This is a genomic window from Mesorhizobium sp. NPDC059054 (genome assembly GCF_042739215.1).
Taxonomy (GTDB): domain Bacteria; phylum Pseudomonadota; class Alphaproteobacteria; order Rhizobiales; family Rhizobiaceae; genus Mesorhizobium.
Genome location: NZ_JBHYHV010000003.1, coordinates 77,932 through 96,334 on the forward strand (window position 1 = coordinate 77,932; position 18,403 = coordinate 96,334).

An 18,403-nucleotide genomic window follows, 5' to 3' on the forward strand; every position below is an offset into this window, starting at 1 on the left:
GGTCATTGCGTTCGATATGATGTCAAGCTTGGGCAGACTAGGATTGTTAGCCACGCTTGGCAACAAAACGGGACGGGTTGGGAAGAGCGCGAGGGGGACGAACGCATCCGTCTGCGGGAGCTCTCGATCGGTTGAGCCACCGTTGCGCAATATTCCACCCAGGAATGACGACCGCTGCCCAGTTGCCGGGACAATCGCGGAGATGTATTTTCTAATATTAGGGATATCGCGTTTCGTGCGCTCGCCAATGGCGACCGCGCACAATTCGCCGGGGGGCATATGACAGGGTTGGGTATCATCGACCGCAGGCCGGGCCAGCGCTGCGCCCTGCTTTGCGGAACCGCGCTCGCCGGCGTGATGGCATTGATGGCGCCAACGGCGATGGCGCAGGACGCCACCTGGACCGGCGGAGCAGCCCCCAATACGAATTACAACAATGGCGGCAACTGGCTTGCCGGCGCGCCGGCCACCGGCATCGCCACGTTTGGAGCAGCCGGCGGCGCGAACACGACGGTGACGCTCAACGCGGGGACCAGCGTCGATACGTTCAACGTCCAGGACGACAAAACCTATACGTTCGTCCAGAACGACGGCGGCGTTTTCGTCTTCGGCGCAACCGCCGGCGGCAGTGGCTTGGCCATCGCGACAGGCTCCAGCGCAACCTTCGAGATCAGCAACAGCAGCATATTGCGCTTCCAGCAGAACGCGACCGCAGGCGCCGCAGTGATCCTCTCGGGCGGGCAAGTCCTGTTCCAGGACGGCGCGAAAGCCGGAACCTCGAGGATCACCGCGACGGGGGGAGCCGTCACCTTCAGGGACAACTCTTCGGCTGAATCCACGGGCATCTTCGCGAGGATTGGCACGATCGTCTCGTTCGAAGGTGCTTCTCAGGGCGCGAACGCGAGTATCACGCTTGCCGAGACGGCGTCGCTCCATATCTCCGCGCACGATGCGGGAACGATCACGCTCAGCGCGCTCACAAGTACCGCCACCGGAACCACCGTCGATCTAGGCGCGAATACGCTGGCCGTCGGGCACCTGAACTCCGGCATGACCTTCGCCGGCACAATCTCCGGCGTTGGCGGATCGCTGACGAAAACCGGCAGTGCCCACCTGACGTTGACGGGCGCCAACAGCTACACCGGCCTCACGTCGATCGGCGCCGGCCGGATCAACGTCCAGAACAGTTTGGCACTCGGCACCAGCGGGGTCACCGTCTTTCCCGGCGGCGCGCTTGAAGTGCAGGGAAATGGCCTGACGGTCAACAACGTGTTGGCGCTCAACGGATCGGGCATGTCGAACGGCGGCGCGCTGCGAAATATTTCCGGGGACAATGGCTACAGCGGTCTTATTGTGCTGGGCCTAGGCGCGCGGATCAATTCGGATTCCGGAACCTTGTCCATCACCGGCGCGATCGGCGGCGCTGGCCAGACGCTGACGGTAGGAGGCGCCGGCACTGTCGTTTTCGACGGCGGTCTCAATACCGGGCCGGGCGCGCTTATCAAGGATGGCAGTGGCCGTCTCGCACTCAACAGTGTCAACACTTTCACCGGGCCGGTGACCGTCAATGGCGGCGACCTGCAACTGAGCTTCACCGGCGGACCAGTAAACTCCGCAATCGGCGACACAAGCGCTGTCAGCTTGAATGCAGGACAGCTCCTCGTCGCTGAAAACGAAACCATCGGTTCGCTGGATGGCGACGCCGGGACCTATGTATGGTTGTACAACGGCAACACCTTGGGCGTTGGCGGCGACAACACCTCGACGACCTACTCGGGCGTCATTCTGAATGCCGGCATCGGTGGCGGCAAGCTCGTCAAGACGGGCACGGGTGTACTCACACTGACTGGAAACAACCTTTATACCGGCGGCACGACGCTGGCGCAGGGCGGGCTCGCGGCCGGTAGCAATACAGCGCTTGGATCCGGCAATGTCACGGTGAGCGGCAACGCGTCGCTGTCGAACGCGAACAATGTGTCGGTCGCGCTCGCCAACAACATCGGCATCCTCAATCCCGGCCAGACACTGACGCTGACCTCGGGCGTCGGCGCGGGGGCCGGCGGCGACCTGCGGCTTGACGGCCAGATCTCCGGCCCGGGCGGCGTGGCGATCAACAACGCCAGCCTCAGCTCGGTGGCGCTGTTCGGCAACAATATCTATGCCGGCGGCACGACGTTGAACGGCGGGCGCGTGTCTGTCGGCAACAACAACGCGTTCGGCTTTGGCAATGTAACGGTCAACGCGCTGGCCACATTGTTCACCGGGGCTCCCGGGCTGACGATCGGGAACAATTTCAGCCTTCTCGGGACCGGGTTGAACGTCGCCAATGACCACGACCTGACGTTGACCGGCACATTGTCGGGCGTCGGCGGATTTGCGAAGAGCGCAAACGGCGCCGGCCGGCTGACCCTGACGGGCACCAACACCTATCAGGGCACGACGACGATCGGCCGCGGCGTGCTGGAGGTCAGAAACGGCTCAGCCATTCCCGATGCCAGCGCGGTGATCATCGGCGCGTCCGGACAGCTGGAACTTTCCGATCCTGAAATAATCGGGTCGCTGGAAGGCAGCGGCGCGATCGTTCTGAACGGCCAGGCGCTGACGACGACCAACAACAGTGCAAAGACCTATTCCGGCATCATCTCCGGTACCGGCAGCAGCGGCTTCACCAAGAACGGCACGGGCACGCTGATCCTCGACGGCTCGAATTCCGTCGGCAATCAGTTCCTCGGCACGGCGATCGTCGGCCAGGGCACCCTGCGCATCGATGGCGCGTTCGGCGACACCGTTGGCAACACAGCCGGCATCACCGTTGCCGGCAACGCAACGCTTGGGGGTACGGGAACGATCCATGGCGACGTGACGGTACAAAGCGGCGGCACGCTCTCGCCCGGCGCCAGCCCCGGCACGCTGACCATTGCCGGGGACCTGACGCTCGATACCGGTTCGACCTCGAAATTCGAGCTCGGCACGCCGAACGTCATCGCCAACGCCTCCAATGACCTCGTCAAGGTCGGCGGCAATCTGACGCTCGGCGGCAATCTGGAAGCCACGGTGGCCTCCGCCGGCTACTACCGGCTCTTCGAATATGGAACGCTGACGCCAGGCAGCACGTTCGACACCGAGACGGTGACCTCGAGCAACTTCACCGTGGCGAACCACACCGTCGGCCTCGATGTTCCCGGCCAGGTTTACCTGATCGCGCTCGGCGCCGGACAGACCATCCAGTTCTGGGACGGCGGCAATGCCACGCCCAACTTCGTCGATGGCGGCAGCGGCACATGGGATGGTGCCGCCTTCAACTGGACGGATGTGAACGGCGCGGTCAATGTGCCCTGGATGCAATCGGTCGGCGTGTTTGGCGGCAGCGCCGGTACCGTCACCGTCGCAGGAACGCAGAATTTCGACACACTGCAGTTCGTGACCGACGGCTATCACCTGGCCGGCGGCAGCCTGGCTTTCAACCCCGCATCGGGTTCGGCGGGCACGATCGCGGTCGATGGTGGCGTCACGGCCTTCGTCGATTCCGTCCTGACCGACGGGACGACAGCCACGGATTTCATCAAGGCCGGCAACGGCACGCTGATCCTGACGGGAGCCAACACCTATACCGGCACGACGTCCATCCAGGGCGGCACCCTGCAACTGGGCGACGGCGGCAATGCCGGGTCGATCGGCGGCGGCGCCGTGTTCAACGACGGCATGCTGGCCTTCGACCGCAGTGACGGGTTCATCTTCGCGAACAACATCACCGGCACCGGCGGACTGAAGCAGGCGGGTACGGGAACCGTCACGCTGATGGGCAACAACGATTATAGCGGTGACACGGTCGTCAACGCCGGCACATTGACGGCAGGGGCGAACACCGCGTTTTCGGCCAACTCGGTGGCAGTCGTGAACGTGGGCGGCATGCTCGACATCGCCGACGGCGTCGAGACCGATATCAAAGGCCTTCTCGACGGTTCATCGGGCGGCGGGGTGGTCAATATCGGCACCTTGGACGACACCACGGTTCTATCCATCGGCGCCAACGGTCCCGGCACCAGCGACTTCAGCGGGCAGATCACGGGCGCGGGATCGCTGGAACTCGACCAGGGCGCCCTGACGCTACGCGGAGCCAGCGACATTGGTGGCGACCTCTTCATCAGCCCCGATGCGGCGCTCACCCTGCTCGGTCCGAACGCATCCTTCACCGCCGCTGGGGGACAGGGAGTCGGGGGCGGCGGTTCACTCGACATGTTTGCCGGCGCGAAACTGACCACCGACAATCTTCTGGTCGGCGGTGCAATGCTCGTCGACGGAAAAGACACGAACGCAAAGGTCTCGCAACTAACCTTCGTCGGCATCATGCCGACGGCCGCTACTTTGACTATCCAGAACGGCGGCGTGGTCGACAGCCTGTTCGGGGCCGTCATCGAAAATCCGCTCGTGGCGGCGAGCGCCGTCGTGACGGGGCAAGGGTCCACCTGGAACGTCTCGACCTTCCTCGGCGTCGGCAACATGCTCGGCGGCGGAACCGGAAAGCTAACGGTGGCAGCCGGCGGTGTCGTCAATGTCGGAGACACCACGGTCATCGCCGCAGAGACTGCTTCCACCGGCCTCGATCCTTCGATGGTCATGGTGACCGGCGCGGGGTCGAAACTGACGACCAAGACGCTGATTGTCGGCCTGCCGCCCTGCGCTTGCGGCCCCCTGCCCGGCCAATTGATCGTTGCCGACGGCGGCTCCGTGGTTGCCTCGGAACCGGTCATGATCGACCAGGGCTCGCTGCTCGCCATCGGCGATGGGAACCTGTCGGGTTCCCTGGTTGCACCGTCCATCGCCAATGACGGGCTGATCCACGCCAACTTCACCGACACGGCCACGCTGGACGCCGACATCGCAGGCACCGGCACGCTGGCGAAGCAGGGCAGCGGCACCCTCGTGCTGAACGGGGCCAGCACCTATACGGGCGCGACCACGGTCGATGCCGGCAAGCTGGTCGTCGGCGACAGTTCCCACCCTGGCGCCAGCCTGGCGAGCACGGTGACCCTGAAATCGGGTGCCGCGCTCGGCGGCATCGGCACGGTGGGCGCTCTCGTGGCGGAGAACGGCGCCGTTGTCGCGCCGGGCAATTCGATCGGCACGCTGAACGTGGCGGGCGATGTGTCGTTGGCCGCAGGCTCGACCTACGAAGTCGAGATCGCCGGCAACGGCACCAGCGACCGCATCGCCGCCACCGGCAAGGCGACGCTGGGCGGCGGCAAGGTCGGCGTGACCGCGCTGGACCCGCGGACCAGCTACCAGGATGGCCAGACCTACACGATCCTGACAGCGGCCGGCGGCGTCACCGGCGGCTTCGATCCGTCCGTGCTGTCGCGCTCGGCTTTCCTCGATGCGACGCTTGCCCAAAGCGCCAACGCGGTCGACCTGAAGATCGCGCTCAAGGGAACCGGGTTCGTCAAGGTCGCCGACACCTACAACCAGAAGCAGACGGCCGGCGCGCTCGACACGCTGCAGCAGAGCGGCACGCCGCTGGAGCTCTACAACAAGCTGCTGGTTCTCTCCGCCGACGAGGCCCTCGCCGCCTTCGACGGCCTGTCGGGCGAGATCAACGCCTCGACGGTGACCGGCATGCTCGAAGACAGCCGCTTCGTGCGCGAAGCGATGAACGATCGCCTTCGTTCCGCCTTCGAAACGGTCGGTACAGAGCCATTGCTGTTGTTGGGTTATGGCGAGGATGCGAAGGACATGACCACGGGTGCGGTGGCTGCCGAGCGCTATGGTGCCTGGGGCTCGGTGTTCGGTTCCTGGGGCCATTTCGGCAGCGACGGCAATGCCGCCAGGCTGTCGCGTTCCGTCGGCGGTTTCGTCACCGGCGTCGATGGTCTTGTCACCGACGAGGTTCGCCTCGGCTTCCTCGCCGGCTACAGCCATTCCTCGCTCAAGGTCGACGACAGGCGCTCTTCCGCCTCCACCGATAACTACCATCTCGGCATCTATGGCGGGACGCAGTGGGATGCACTGTCATTGCGCTCCGGCCTTGCCTACACCTGGAGCCAGATCGACTCGAGCCGGCAAGTCATCTTCCCCGGCTTCACCGACAGCCTGACCGGCGACCACCGCGCCGGCACCACGCAGGTGTTCGGTGAGCTGGGTTATGGCATGAAGGCAGGCAATCTTGCCTTCGAGCCCTTCGCCAACCTGGCCTATGTCAATGTCCACACCAACGGCTTCACCGAGCAGGGCGGCATTTCGGCGCTGAGCGTATACGGCGGCTCCAACGACATCACCTTCACAACGCTTGGGCTTCGTGCCTCGACCGATTTCGACATCGGCTCAGCCAAGGCCACGGCACGTGGCACGATCGGCTGGCGCCACGCCTATGGCGATGTCACGCCCACCATCAGTCAGGCCTTCACCGGCAGCAACGCCTTCTCGATCGCCGGTGCGCCGATCGCCAGGGATGCCGCAGTCCTCGAAGCCGGGCTCGACTTCGCCATCGCACCGGCCGCGACCCTTGGTGTGTCCTATCACGGCCAGGTCGGCTCCAGGGCAAGCGACCATGGGGTGCGGGCGGATCTGAGCGTGAAGTTCTAGTGATGAGCGCGGGACGGCGAAGCCGTTGATGGGGCTCGCAGGATATCCGCGCCGGTCCTCCACCGTTCCGGAATGGATCCCCGACACTCTCCAGTCGCTTCGCTCCTTTCGAGGTCGAGGATGACGGTTGTGAGGGGCGCTTTGGCTAGTCGCCGATGCGGGTGGAAATATCGGCTTTCGGCATTTGTGCAGGGCATCGAAACTTCGTTATCCTCGACCTCGTGAACGACCGAAGGGAGTGGAGAGTGTCGGGGATCCATTCCGGAACGATGGGGGAATGGAACCGACGTCGCTCCAAGAAACCCCGGTACTTACGTCAACGGCCAACCGTAACCGTACCTGGATCGCTGCGCCTTTGTCTTTGTTCCGGAACGGGATCGCCCGCTCCGATGCTCGCATTCCGCAAGGGCGTGGATTCCCATGCCCACGATGGTCCTTTATCCGGATGATTTTTCCATCTTTCCGGCAACTCACCATGACGGTTTGCTTCCCGGTCAAAGGCGGGTGGGCTAGCATAGCCGCTTCCAAACGAGGATTTCTGCTCAATGTCGCGCGTGCAGCTGAAAGCAGCGGACGGCACCGTCGTCGAATTGGATCCGGCCAAGGTGATGGAAATCCGTCAGTTCGACGGCAAGGCGCAGGTCGAGCAACTGACGGGCGATCCGTCCGTTCGCACGCGCATTACCCTCGCCGAGAAGCCCTGGCGCGTGGCCAAGCTGCTCAATGCCGCGATCGGCGCAACACCCTTCAGAAGCTGAGCCGCTCCAACTCTCTGTTTCTACGCAATTCCGGACGCAAAAAGCTGCGCACTTCTGCTGCGCTAACCCGCCGTGCCGCTTCGTTTCCCCGACTTCCCGACAAAGGCCGAAAAATGGGCGACATCGGCTTCGGTCGGCTCCAGGCCGGTGAAGCTGCGCAGATAGGCGGCCAGGTGGCTGAGACGGGCTTCGAGCGGTTCCTTGAGGTCCAGCACGTAATACCCGATCTGCATGTAGTAGAGCACGCGCGCGCGGATGAAAGCATCCTCGTCGCTGTAGCCATGGCGCCGGTACATGTCGCGGATGGCGCCGAGCCTCTGCTCGTCGGCCGCATCGATGATGCCACGCACCTGAGGTGACCGGCGCGCCCATTCACGCACCGCGAAATCGAAGCGCGGGTCGAACAGGCGCTCGTCGGCCCAGCATTCGAAGACATTCATGACACCGCGCACGATGGTTTCGGAGGGGCGGCTCGCCCGCTCCACGATCGCCTTGGTGTTGGTGTCGCGCCAATGGTCCAGCAGCCGGTCGAGCAGGTCCTGCCGGCTGTTGAAATAGTGATAGAAGCTCGACCGCGACACGCCGAGCCTCTCACCGAGCGGCAGGATGCGGACGCTCTCCACCCCATCGGTCACCAGAACGTCCAGGGCCAGGTTGATCCAGTCCCAGCGCGTCACCTTGACGTTGCCGGGGGCCGGTTCTTCCTGTGGAGCCATCTTGATCATGGCTGACGAATGACACAGCGCAAGCGTCTCGGCAAGCAGCACTAGACATATATGTCCAATCACTGTACACATATGTCCAATAACGATGGAGACCATCATGGGAGGTTCGATGAAGTCTCATTACCGCGCCGTCGTGATCGGAGGCGGCGTTGTCGGCGCCTCGGTGCTCTACCACCTGACGCGGTATGGCTGGAGCGATGTCGCGCTGATCGAACGCGCCGAACTGACCGCCGGCTCGACCTGGCATGCCGCCGCCGGTTTCCACGCGCTCAACGCCGATCCCAATGTCGCGGCATTGCAGGACTACACGATCGGCCTCTATCGCGAGATCGAGGCCGAATCCGGCCAGGATGTCGGCCTGCACATGACCGGCGGCGTCAACATCGCCTCCGATCCCAGCCGCTGGGAATGGCTGAAATCGGCCTGGGCGGTGTTCCAGTCGGTCGGCATCGAGACGGCCCGGCTGGTGACGCCCGAGGAGATCAAGGCGCTCTGCCCGATCGTCGACACCACCGGCGTGCTGGGCGGCCTCCACGATTCCAACGAAGGCCACCTCGATCCTTACGGCACCACCCACGCCTATGCCGGTGCGGCGCGCAAGCGCGGTGCCGATGTCATCCTGCGCAACCGGGTGATCCAGTTGTCACCACGGCCGGATGGAAGCTGGAACGTCGTTACCGAGAAAGGCAGCATCGTTGCCGACCACGTCGTCAATGCCGGCGGCCTGTGGGCCAAGCAGCTCGGCCTGATGGCCGGCGTCGACCTGCCGGTGACGCCTATGGAGCACCACTACCTCATCACCGAGGACATCCCGGAAATCGCGGCGCTCGACCGCGAGATCGGCATCGCGGTCGATCTCGACGGATTCTCCTATCTCAGGCAGGAGCGCAAGGGTGTGCTGATCGGCGTCTATGAACAGGATGCCCGCCACTGGAACATGGACGGCGCGCCATGGGACTACGGCATCGAGCTGATCCCCGAGGATGTCGATCGCATCGCACCGGAACTCGCCAAGGCCTATGAGCGGTTCCCGTGCCTGCAGACCGCCGGCATCCGCAAATGGGTCAACGGCGCCTTCACCTTCACACCTGACGGCAATCCAATTGTCGGACCGGTGCGCGGCCTTAAGAACTACTGGGTCGCCTGCGGCGTGATGGCCGGTTTCAGCCAGGGCGGCGGTGTCGGCAAGTCGCTGGCGGAGTGGATGATCGAGGGCGAGCCGCAGGCCGATGTGTTCGGCATGGACATCGCCCGCTACGGCGCCTTTGCCGCCAACCGCGAATATCTCAAACAGACGACACGCCAGTTCTACTCCCGCCGTTTCGTCATGACCTTCCCGAATGAACGCCTGCCGGCCGGCCGGCCCTTGCGACGCCCCGGCGCCTATCGCGAAATGAGCGAGGCCGGATGCCAGTGGACGGGCTCCTGGGGATTGGAGCTGCCGGTCTATTTCGCGCCGGCAGGGTTCGAGGAGACGCCGACGCTGAAGCGGTCGAACGCCTTCGATCTCGTCGGCGCGGAAGCACGCGCGGTACGCCGGACAGCCGGGCTCGTCGATACGTCGGGCTTTTCGCGCTACGAGATCACTGGCACAGGTGCCGCCGCCTGGCTGGACAGGCTGCTCGCGGCCAGGTTGCCGAAACCCGGCCAGGCACGGCTGGCGCCGATGCTCGGCCATGACGGCCGGCTGAAGGGCGACCTCACCTGTTTCAACTGGGGCGACGGCCGCTACTGGCTGATGGGCTCCTACTATCTGCGTGAATTCCATCTGCGCTGGTTCGCGGACCATTCGTCGCCCCACGTCGCCATCGCCGACATTTCCGATGCGACGGGCGGCTTCCTGCTGACGGGTCCGAAGGCGCGCGACATCCTTGGCCTTACCACCCATCAGGATGTTTCAGCGAAAGCCTTTCCGTTCATGGCCTGCCGGGCCCTCGACATCGGTCTGGTGCGGGCGCAGGCGGCCCGCCTGTCGATCGCCGGCGAACTGGGCTTCGAGATCAATTGCGCGGCGGCCGAACATGCGACCCTGCGCCAGACGCTGCTGTCGGCCGGGCGGGAGCTTGGCCTCGTCGAGGTCGGCTACTATGCGCTGAATTCGCTGCGGCTCGAAAAAAGCTTCGGCATCTGGTCGCGAGAATTCACGCAGGGCTATACGGCCGACATGAGCGGCCTCGACCGCTGGATCGCCTTCGACAAGGGCGACTTCATCGGCAGGCAGGCAGCGCTTGCGGAGCGCGACCGCGGCGGCGCGACCAACATCCTGGTCACGCTCGAGGTCGACGCCATCGACGCCGACGCCAGCGGCTTCGAGCCTGTCTGGCACGCGGGCCGCAGGGTCGGCTTCGTCACATCGGGCGGCTACGGCCATACGATCGGAAAAAGCCTCGCGCTGGCACTGGTCGAGAGGGACTTCGCCACGGAAGGCACCGCGCTGTCCGCGCACATCGTCGGCGTGGAACGCCCGGTGCGGGTCATTGCCGCCTCGCCCTACGATCCGGGCGGGCTGGCGATGCGGGCATAAGCGAGGGAGCCGAGATGGTCGAGATTCTGCTCTATCCGTTCGTTTTACCGCACGATCTTCGTCTGAAAAGTCTGCGACTTTTGGGCATCACGCTCGAGGAGGAAGCAAAATGATCGATGAAGTCGCCAGGGAAAGCCGCCGCGAAAGGCGCCGCGCCAGAGGTAGCGAAGCGGCGGGACACCGCAAGCCCGACTACCGCACGCTGCGCAACCCTTTCCTGCCGCAGCCGGTGTTCTCCGACGACCAGGTCGCGGCGATCCACGACACCGCACTGCGCGTCCTCGAAGAGCTGGGCATCAAGGTGCTGCTGGCGGAAGCGCGCGAGCTCTACCGGGCCGCCGGCGCCATCGTCGACGAAGACACCCAGATGGTGCGCATCGGCCGCGACATCGTCACGGCAGCGCTTGCCTCCGCACCGCGATCGATCCACGCCCTTGCCGGCGACCGTTCCAGGGATCTTGTGCTGGAGCTCGGCGCGCTCTCTTTCCTGGCCGGTTCCGGCGCCCCCAACGTGACCGATATCGAGCGGGGCCGCCGTCCCGGCAACCTTGCCGATTTCGAGAACCTCGTGCGCATCGTGCAGAGCTTCGACGTACTGCACATGATCGGTCCGTTCATCGAGGCTCAGGATGTCGAGAACCGGTTTCGCCACTATGCGGTCAACCGGGCACAGTTGACGCTCTCGGACAAGCTGCCCTTCGTCTATGCGCGCGGCACGCCGCAGGTCGAAGACAGTTTCGAGATGCTTCGCCTGGCACGCGGGCTTTCCGACGATGCCTTCCTGTCGAACGTGCACTGCTACACCGTCATCAACAGCAACTCGCCGCGCCAGCTCGACATCCCGATGGCGCAGGGCATCATCGACTTCGCGCGCGCCGGCCAGGTGTCGATCATCACGCCCTTCTGCCTTGCCGGCGCCATGGCGCCGATCACGGTTGCCGGCGCACTGACGCTGCAGCATGCCGAGGCGCTGGCCGGCCTGGCGCTGGCACAGATCAGTCGCGCAGGCGCGCCGGTGGTCTATGGCAGCTTCTCCTCCAATGTCGACATGAAGTCCGGTGCGCCTGCCTTCGGCACGCCGGAACATGTCAAGGCGACGCTCGGCGCCGGCCAGCTGGCGCGGTTCACCGGCCTGCCCTGGCGCTCCGGCGGCGGCAGCGCCGCCAACATCTCCGACGTGCAGGCCGCGCATGAGACGCAGTTCTCGCTGTGGGGCACCGTGCTTGCGGGGGCGACCGTGTGCATCCACGCCGCAGGCTGGCTGGAAGGAGGCCTGAGCGTTTCCTTCGAAAAGCTGATCACCGACATCGAGGCGCTGCAGACCATCGCCGAACTGTGCACTGCCGTGCCTGGCGATGCGGATGCGATCGGCTTCGACGCGATCGCCGAAGTGCAGCCAGGCGGTCACTTCTTCGCCGCGCAGCACACCATGGCGCGCTATCGCACGGCTTTCTACGAGCCGCTGGTCGCCGACCTTTCCAATTTCGGCTCGTGGAGCGAAGCCGGCTCGCGCACCGCGACCGAGCGCGCCAACGGCATCTGGAAACGCAGGCTCACCGAATTCGAGGCGCCGGCATCAGCGGTCGCCTGCGGCGAAATTCTCGACGCGTTCATTGCGCGCCGAACAGAGCAAGGGGGCGCGGAGCCCGTTTCATGATGATGGGCCGGCAAAACAAATCATAAGGCCGGCTATAACCAGGGAGGAGCAGATGAGTTTCTCGGCGGGCGCTGAAAGGCAGGTTCCCGATACCGTATACAAGATGGCCAAGGAGGCTTCGGCTGGACGTATGGATCGCCGTGAGTTCCTGGCGCTGGCGAGCGTGTTCGGCCTTTCCACCGCCACGGCCTACGGCCTGATCGGACTTCCCGCGCCTGCGGCCATGGCGGCCGAACAACCCAAAAAGGGCGGCGTCATCAAGGTCGCCATGCTGGTCAAGGAGATGAAGGACATCCGCAGCCTCGACTGGGGCGAAATGGGCAACATCGCCCGGCAGGTCCTGGAACCACTGGTGCGCTACACCAGGGACTTCACCTTCAAGCCCATGCTGCTCGAACGATGGGAGGTGAACGACGACGCGACCGAATATGTGCTCCATCTGCGCAAGGGCGTGAAGTGGAACAATGGCGACGATTTCAACGCCGACGACGTCGTCTTCAACCTGAACCGCTGGTGCGAGAAATCGGCCGAAGGCAATTCCATGGCCGGGCGCATGGCGAGCCTGATCGACCCGGCGACCGGCAAGGCGCACGACGGCGCCATCACAAAAGTCGACGATCACACCGTAAGGCTGAAACCCTCGGTGCCGGACATTTCGATCATTCCGGCCTTCTCCGACTATCCGGCGCTCATCGTGCACCGCGGCTTCGAGAAGATGGGTTCGGACTTCGTGAAGAACCCGATCGGCACCGGTCCCTTCGAACTCGTCTCTTATGAAACGGCTGTGAAGGCTACCTACAGGCGCCGCGAGAACGGCGGCGCCTGGTGGGGTGGCGAGGTCCATCTCGACGGCGTCGAGTTCATCGACTATGGCAACGACCCCAACGCCATGATCAGCGCCTTCGAGGCGGGCGAGGTCCATACCAACTACGAGTCCACCGGGGACTATGTGGCGATCCTCGACAAGATGGGCCTGGTGCGCAGCGAGATCCTGACCGCCGGTACGGTGACGGCCCGCATGAACGTCAAGAACAAGCCGTATGACGACCAGCGCGTGCGCAACGCCGTGCAGCTCTCGGTCGACAATGGCGCCGTTCTCAGCCTCGGCTACAACGGTCTCGGCGAAGTGGCGGAAAACCACCATGTCTGCGGCATCCATCCGGACTATGCGCCGCTGCCGAAGGTGGAAAGGAACATCGAAAAGGCCAAGGCGCTGATGACCGAGGCCGGCCAGGCCGACTTCGAGCACGAGATCATCACCGTCGACGAGGACTGGCAGAAGAACACCGGCGACGCGATTGCCGCGCAGATGCGCGAAGCCGGTTTCAAGGTGAAGCGCACGGTGCTGCCGGGTTCGACCTTCTGGAACGACTGGACCAAATACCCCTTCTCGCTGACCGTGTGGTCGATGCGCCCGCTCGGCGTGCAGGTGCTGGCTGTCGCCTACCGGTCCGGCGAGGCCTGGAACGAGTCCGGTTTCTCGAGCAAGGAGTTCGACGAGAAGCTGGCGCTGGCAATGGCGACGCCGGACGTGGAGAAGCGGCGCGCCATCATGAAGGATGTCGAGACAATCCTGCAGGAGTCCGGTGTGCTCGTGCAGGCTTACTGGCGCAAGATCTTCAACCATTCGGCGCAGGCAGTGAAGAACTACAACACACATCCCATGCAGGAGACGGTCTTCGAAGAGGTGTGGCTGGAGACGTGATCGCCGGCTTTGCCAGGCCGTGGTCCCCACGGGCCGTGGCGGATTTCCGAGGGCCGAACCCTGAGGCGGTACAGTGCGGTGTGTGTGGAACGCTTAACAGACCGCGTCGATCAATAGCGATGAGGTGTGCCTGTGGAAGGAGGCCACATCATGTACATCGCTTCTGCTATCCTGTTCCTCGTTCCGTTTGTCCTGATCCTTGCGATGCCGGGGTGGCGCTCGCTCTGCGCGGTCGCGGCCGTTCTGGCCCTGATTGCGGCAGCTTATTGGGCATGGGGATATTACCAGGCCGGCGGAGACTCGTTTGAGATCGTCTTCCTCTTTTTCACCGTCCTTCCGTGGGTTGCCGGCTGCGTCGCAGGCGTTGTCGCCAAATCGGCATTGCTGTGGTGGCGCGGCAGGATGCAGGCTGCCAGCTAGGGCGTTTCCGTTTTTCACGCTCTAGCCCTTTGTTTTTGCGCCATCCGGACGGAAAACCGTTACACACTTTTCCTTGAATTGCTCTGGGACCTCTCCGCGAGGACCAGCACCTCGGACTTCGCCAGATCCAGCATGTAGATGAACACTTCGCCTTCCTGCAGAGAAGCGGCGATCTCTCTGGCGGTGTCGATCAGCGTGGTTTGCCATCCGCTGTCCCCCAACATTGCCATGCCCGCCATAGCACGGCGAACGCAGCCTGCGATCTACGGCATTTGCCGTATTTTTATGCGCCGGACGCCACGTTAGGTTTCCACCGCCCGTGCCCGAAGTTCAGGGTGGATCTCGGTATGAAGTTTTGAACTTGGAAAACGGCAGCCGGACAGGATGCGTGGCGGCACAAATTCCGGGACAGGAAAAGATCGGCTGGCGGCCATTTCGCGAGGGAGATGGAACGGGCCAGGATCGGGACCCGTGGCATCACGGGCACCAACCAGTAACATATTGAATAGTTTCGAAGAATGCCCCATTGGTCGGGGCAAGAGAGTCTACCGGCGGTTCATCGGTTCAAACGACCGGGCCGCATCAAACGGGCACAATGCGGTGTGCCGCGGGCTACAGGGGTACGGGGGCAGTTAAGTTGGGGAAGAATATCGCGCGATATGCGTGCGGGGCAGCCGTGCGCATGCGTTATCGGATGTGGGTGGATCTATGGCTGGTGCTCTCCAGCCTGCCGCAACGACGCATGCGTCGCATCGGCGGCGGCGGAATCGCAGGCTTCATCCAAGCAACCGCCGTGGTTGTCTTTGGACTGCTTGCGGCTTCCACAGCAGCGCAGGCGGCGCCCCCGACAGCAAGCATCGTCGTTGCGGACGACAGCCTCACGATCGGCGAAACGACGCTGGTGACAATCACTTTCTCCGAGCAGGTAACCGGCTTTACGAATGCCGACCTGTCTGTGCCCAATGGGTGGCTGTCGGCCGTGTCGTCATCGGATGGCGGCATCACTTGGACGGCGACCTTCACACCCGGGGCCAGGATCACCGTTTCCAGCAATGCCATCATCCTGGACAATACCGGTGTGAGCAACGCCGGCGGCGAAAGCGGCGTAGGGACAACCGATTCGAACAACTACGCCATCGATACAGCACGGCCGACAGCGACGGTCGTCGTTGCCAATACCCATCTCGGCATCGGGCAAACATCAGAGGTGACGATCACTTTCTCCGAAGCGGTAACCGGTTTTACCAATGCCGACCTGACAACGGCCAATGGGACGCTGTCGGGCCTATCATCATCGGATGGCGGTATCACCTGGATGGCAACACTCACGCCAACGGCCGGCGTTACACAGTCGGGTAACGTCATCACATTGAACTTGAACGGCGTGGCGGACGTGGCCGGCAATACAGGTGCCGGTACCGTTCAATCGAATGCCTACGCGTTGGACAGCCAGCGACCGACCGCAACCATCACCCTCTCCCAAGCCATAGTTCACGCAGGCCAGACAGCGACGGTGACCTTTACCTTCTCGGAAGCGGTCACCGGCTTCAGCCTCGCTGATGTAGCGACATCAAATGCCGCCTTGTCGAACTTGTCGACCTCCAACAACATTGTCTTCACGGCAATGCTCACGCCCGTCGAGGGTATAATTGCTCCGACCAATGTGATCATACTGAACGTGCTGGGCGTGACGGATCAGGCCGGCAATGCCGGCACCGGAACGACCAATTCGGCAAGTTACGCAATCGACACCGTTTCCACCCTGACCATTTCGCCGCCGACCTTGCCGTCCGCCGTCGTGGGCACGGTGTTCAGCCAGACAATAGCGGCGAGCGGCGGCACCCGGCCATACAGCTACCGAGTCACCGTCGGGGCGCTGCCGGCCGAGATCAAACTCGACCCCGTCACCGGAGTGCTGTCAGGCACGCCGACCCGTGCCGACAGCTACAATTTCACCATTACGGCGACCGATGCCTCCCAGCTCGCCAAAGATGCGAACTATACCCTCGCGGTCAACGAGGCAGTGCCCACCGCCATGCCGGACAATGCAACGGCCATTGCCGGGCAGCCTGCCTCCATTCGCGTCACCGAAAACGACACGGGCATCATCTCGTCCATCGCCATCGCTACAGCGCCCGCCAGGGGCACCGTGTCGGTGAGCGGAACCACGATCGTCTATACGCCCGCCCCGGATTTTTCGGGCACGGACACCTTACGCTACACGGCAACCGGGCCGGGCGGCACGTCCGCGCCCGCCCTGGTGACAATCGCAGTCGGCGAGGCCGCGCCTGCCGCCATGCCGGACAAGGCAACGGCCATTGCCGGGCAGCCTGTCTCAATCCGCGTCATCGAAAACGACACGGGCGCCATCTCGTCCGTCGCGATCGCTACAGCGCCCGCCAAGGGCACCGCGTCGGTAGACGGAACCATGATCGTCTATACGCCGGCGCCGGATTTCTCGGGTACGGACACCTTGCGGTATACGGCAACCGGACCGGGCGGCACGTCGGCGCTCGCACTGGTGACAATCGAAGTCGCGGCGCGTCCCGTCGCGATCACACGGCATGTCAGCGTGGAAGCGGGCAAGCAGGTGGTCATCGATCTGACGGATGGGGCGACCGGCGGCCCGTTCACGACCGCGGCACTCGTCTCGGCCTCGCCATCGTCGGCAGGTCCATCCTCCATCTCCAATCTGAAGCTGACATTCACGCCTTCCGTGACATTCGAAGGAAGCATGGCGATCGTCTTCACATTGAGCAATGCCTTCGCGACCTCGCTGCCGGCCACGATCCATTTCGACGTGACGGGCAGACCCGACCCCTCCCGGGACACTGAAGTCATCGGCCTGCTTTCGGCCCAGGTCGACAGCGCCAAACGCTTTGCCGGCAACCAGACGCGAAACTTCAATTCCCGGCTGGAGCAACTGCATGACGAAGGCGACCGCCGCCGCAACAGCATGGCGATCGAGCTCGGCTATGCGACGGGCCGGCAGGAGGCGGCGGACGATCGCTTCGCGGATGTCCTGCGCAACAATCCCGCCGGTACATCGTCGAGCGGCGTCCCGGACTTTGCCATGCAGAATTACGCCGCGGATGGAAAAGAGCATAAGCCGCGCAGCAAACCCGCCGATGTCGACCTCGGCAGCTTTGCCGTGTGGACGGGCGGCTACGTCAATTTCGGCAAACAGAACGGCGGCAACATCAGCCTCGATTATACGACAGCCGGTTTGAGCGCCGGCGTGGATTATCGTTTCTCGAAGTCTCTGGTGGCGGGCTTCGGCTTCGGCTACGGCCGGGATGCAACGGATATCGGATCGAACGGCACCGAGAGCCGGGCGCATGCCTATAGCGCCGCCATCTACGCCAGCTATTCCCCCGTGAAGTCGGTGTTCCTCGACGGGCTGATCGGCGGCAGCTGGCTCGACTTCGCCAGCCGGCGCCATGAGACGCCGACGGGAAACTTCGCCCTTGGCGACCGAAATGGGCGCCAGCTTTTTGGATCGATCACGGCCAGCTATGAACAGCGAAACGAGGCCTGGCTGGTGTCTCCATACGGGCGGCTCGATTTCTCGCGATCGTGGCTCGATAGCTTCTCCGAGAGAGGTGTCGATGCCTACACGCTGAAATATGGCAGCCAGACCGTCGATACACTTTCCGGCGTAGCCGGCTTGCGCCTGGAGTACGCGATCCCGATGGATTGGGGCGTGCTGAAACCGGGCGCGCGCGTCGAATACACACATGATTTCGAAGGTTCGAGCCGAGTGAAGCTGGGCTATGCCGATGTCGAAGGCCTGCCCTACGAACAGGTCACCGGAGGCAGCGGCAGTGACTACGTGACGCTCGGCGCATCGCTCGATGCCGCGCTCAACTACGACTGGACAGCGAACCTCGACTACCGCACGGCCGTTGGAACGGGTAACCGCAACCACGCTTTCGGCCTTCGAGTGGGAAAGAAATTCTGAGATCTGAACTGCTGCGGGGTGGGCATCCGCGCTTCAGCCTTGCGTCGATATACGGCATATGCCGTATTTTTTCG

At 63.7% G+C, this 18,403-nt stretch carries 9 protein-coding genes; 7 read left to right on the forward strand and 2 right to left on the reverse strand.

All coding sequences use genetic code 11. The features are described from left to right. The first annotated feature begins 279 nt into the window (after positions 1 to 279). Positions 280 to 6,579, forward strand: coding sequence for an autotransporter domain-containing protein (locus ACFWXH_RS13855; RefSeq protein ID WP_379121097.1), 6,300 nt, complete (start codon positions 280 to 282; stop codon positions 6,577 to 6,579). Positions 6,580 to 7,124: 545 nt separating this feature from the next. Next, positions 7,125 to 7,337, forward strand: coding sequence for a hypothetical protein (locus ACFWXH_RS13860; protein WP_379121099.1), 213 nt, complete (start codon positions 7,125 to 7,127; stop codon positions 7,335 to 7,337). 62 nt (positions 7,338 to 7,399) lie between these two features. Here ACFWXH_RS13860 and ACFWXH_RS13865 read toward each other — a convergent pair whose 3' ends face one another. Further along, complete coding sequence (locus tag ACFWXH_RS13865; RefSeq protein WP_379122205.1) at positions 7,400 to 8,062, reverse strand: TetR/AcrR family transcriptional regulator; 663 nt, start codon at positions 8,060 to 8,062, stop codon at positions 7,400 to 7,402. A 109-nt stretch (positions 8,063 to 8,171) separates the two neighbouring features. On the opposite strand from ACFWXH_RS13865, the gene ACFWXH_RS13870 reads away from it, so the two are divergent. The 4 genes from ACFWXH_RS13870 to ACFWXH_RS13885 all read left to right on the forward strand — a co-directional run bounded on the left by ACFWXH_RS13870 (position 8,172) and on the right by ACFWXH_RS13885 (position 14,368). Next, positions 8,172 to 10,586, forward strand: coding sequence for an FAD-dependent oxidoreductase (locus ACFWXH_RS13870; protein WP_379121101.1), 2,415 nt, complete (start codon positions 8,172 to 8,174; stop codon positions 10,584 to 10,586). 109 nt (positions 10,587 to 10,695) lie between these two features. Further along, a complete protein-coding gene (locus tag ACFWXH_RS13875; protein WP_379121103.1) occupies positions 10,696 to 12,243 on the forward strand; it encodes a trimethylamine methyltransferase family protein in 1,548 nt (515 codons plus the stop codon). 52 nt (positions 12,244 to 12,295) lie between these two features. Next, positions 12,296 to 13,948 carry an ABC transporter substrate-binding protein gene (locus ACFWXH_RS13880; protein WP_379121105.1) on the forward strand — a complete coding sequence of 551 codons (1,653 nt, stop codon included), beginning with the start codon at positions 12,296 to 12,298 and terminating at the stop codon, positions 13,946 to 13,948. Positions 13,949 to 14,098: 150 nt separating this feature from the next. Further along, positions 14,099 to 14,368 carry a hypothetical protein gene (locus ACFWXH_RS13885; protein ID WP_379121107.1) on the forward strand — a complete coding sequence of 90 codons (270 nt, stop codon included), beginning with the start codon at positions 14,099 to 14,101 and terminating at the stop codon, positions 14,366 to 14,368. Between the two features lie 59 nt (positions 14,369 to 14,427). Here ACFWXH_RS13885 and ACFWXH_RS13890 read toward each other — a convergent pair whose 3' ends face one another. After that, a complete protein-coding gene (locus ACFWXH_RS13890; RefSeq protein ID WP_379121108.1) occupies positions 14,428 to 14,592 on the reverse strand; it encodes a hypothetical protein in 165 nt (54 codons plus the stop codon). 458 nt (positions 14,593 to 15,050) lie between these two features. Here ACFWXH_RS13890 and ACFWXH_RS13895 point away from each other — a divergent pair, with 458 nt between their 5' ends. After that, positions 15,051 to 18,329, forward strand: coding sequence for an Ig-like domain-containing protein (locus ACFWXH_RS13895; protein ID WP_379121110.1), 3,279 nt, complete (start codon positions 15,051 to 15,053; stop codon positions 18,327 to 18,329). Positions 18,330 to 18,403: the final 74 nt, after the last annotated feature.

Coding starts and splice junctions, on each gene's coding strand:
- ACFWXH_RS13865 (WP_379122205.1), bottom strand. CDS start 8,062: ATGATCAAGATGGCTCCACAGGAAGAACCGGCCCCCGGCAACGTCAAG.
- ACFWXH_RS13885 (WP_379121107.1), top strand. CDS start 14,099: ATGTACATCGCTTCTGCTATCCTGTTCCTCGTTCCGTTTGTCCTGATC.
- ACFWXH_RS13855 (WP_379121097.1), top strand. CDS start 280: ATGACAGGGTTGGGTATCATCGACCGCAGGCCGGGCCAGCGCTGCGCC.
- ACFWXH_RS13890 (WP_379121108.1), bottom strand. CDS start 14,592: ATGTTGGGGGACAGCGGATGGCAAACCACGCTGATCGACACCGCCAGA.
- ACFWXH_RS13870 (WP_379121101.1), top strand. CDS start 8,172: ATGAAGTCTCATTACCGCGCCGTCGTGATCGGAGGCGGCGTTGTCGGC.
- ACFWXH_RS13875 (WP_379121103.1), top strand. CDS start 10,696: ATGATCGATGAAGTCGCCAGGGAAAGCCGCCGCGAAAGGCGCCGCGCC.
- ACFWXH_RS13895 (WP_379121110.1), top strand. CDS start 15,051: ATGCGTTATCGGATGTGGGTGGATCTATGGCTGGTGCTCTCCAGCCTG.
- ACFWXH_RS13880 (WP_379121105.1), top strand. CDS start 12,296: ATGAGTTTCTCGGCGGGCGCTGAAAGGCAGGTTCCCGATACCGTATAC.
- ACFWXH_RS13860 (WP_379121099.1), top strand. CDS start 7,125: ATGTCGCGCGTGCAGCTGAAAGCAGCGGACGGCACCGTCGTCGAATTG.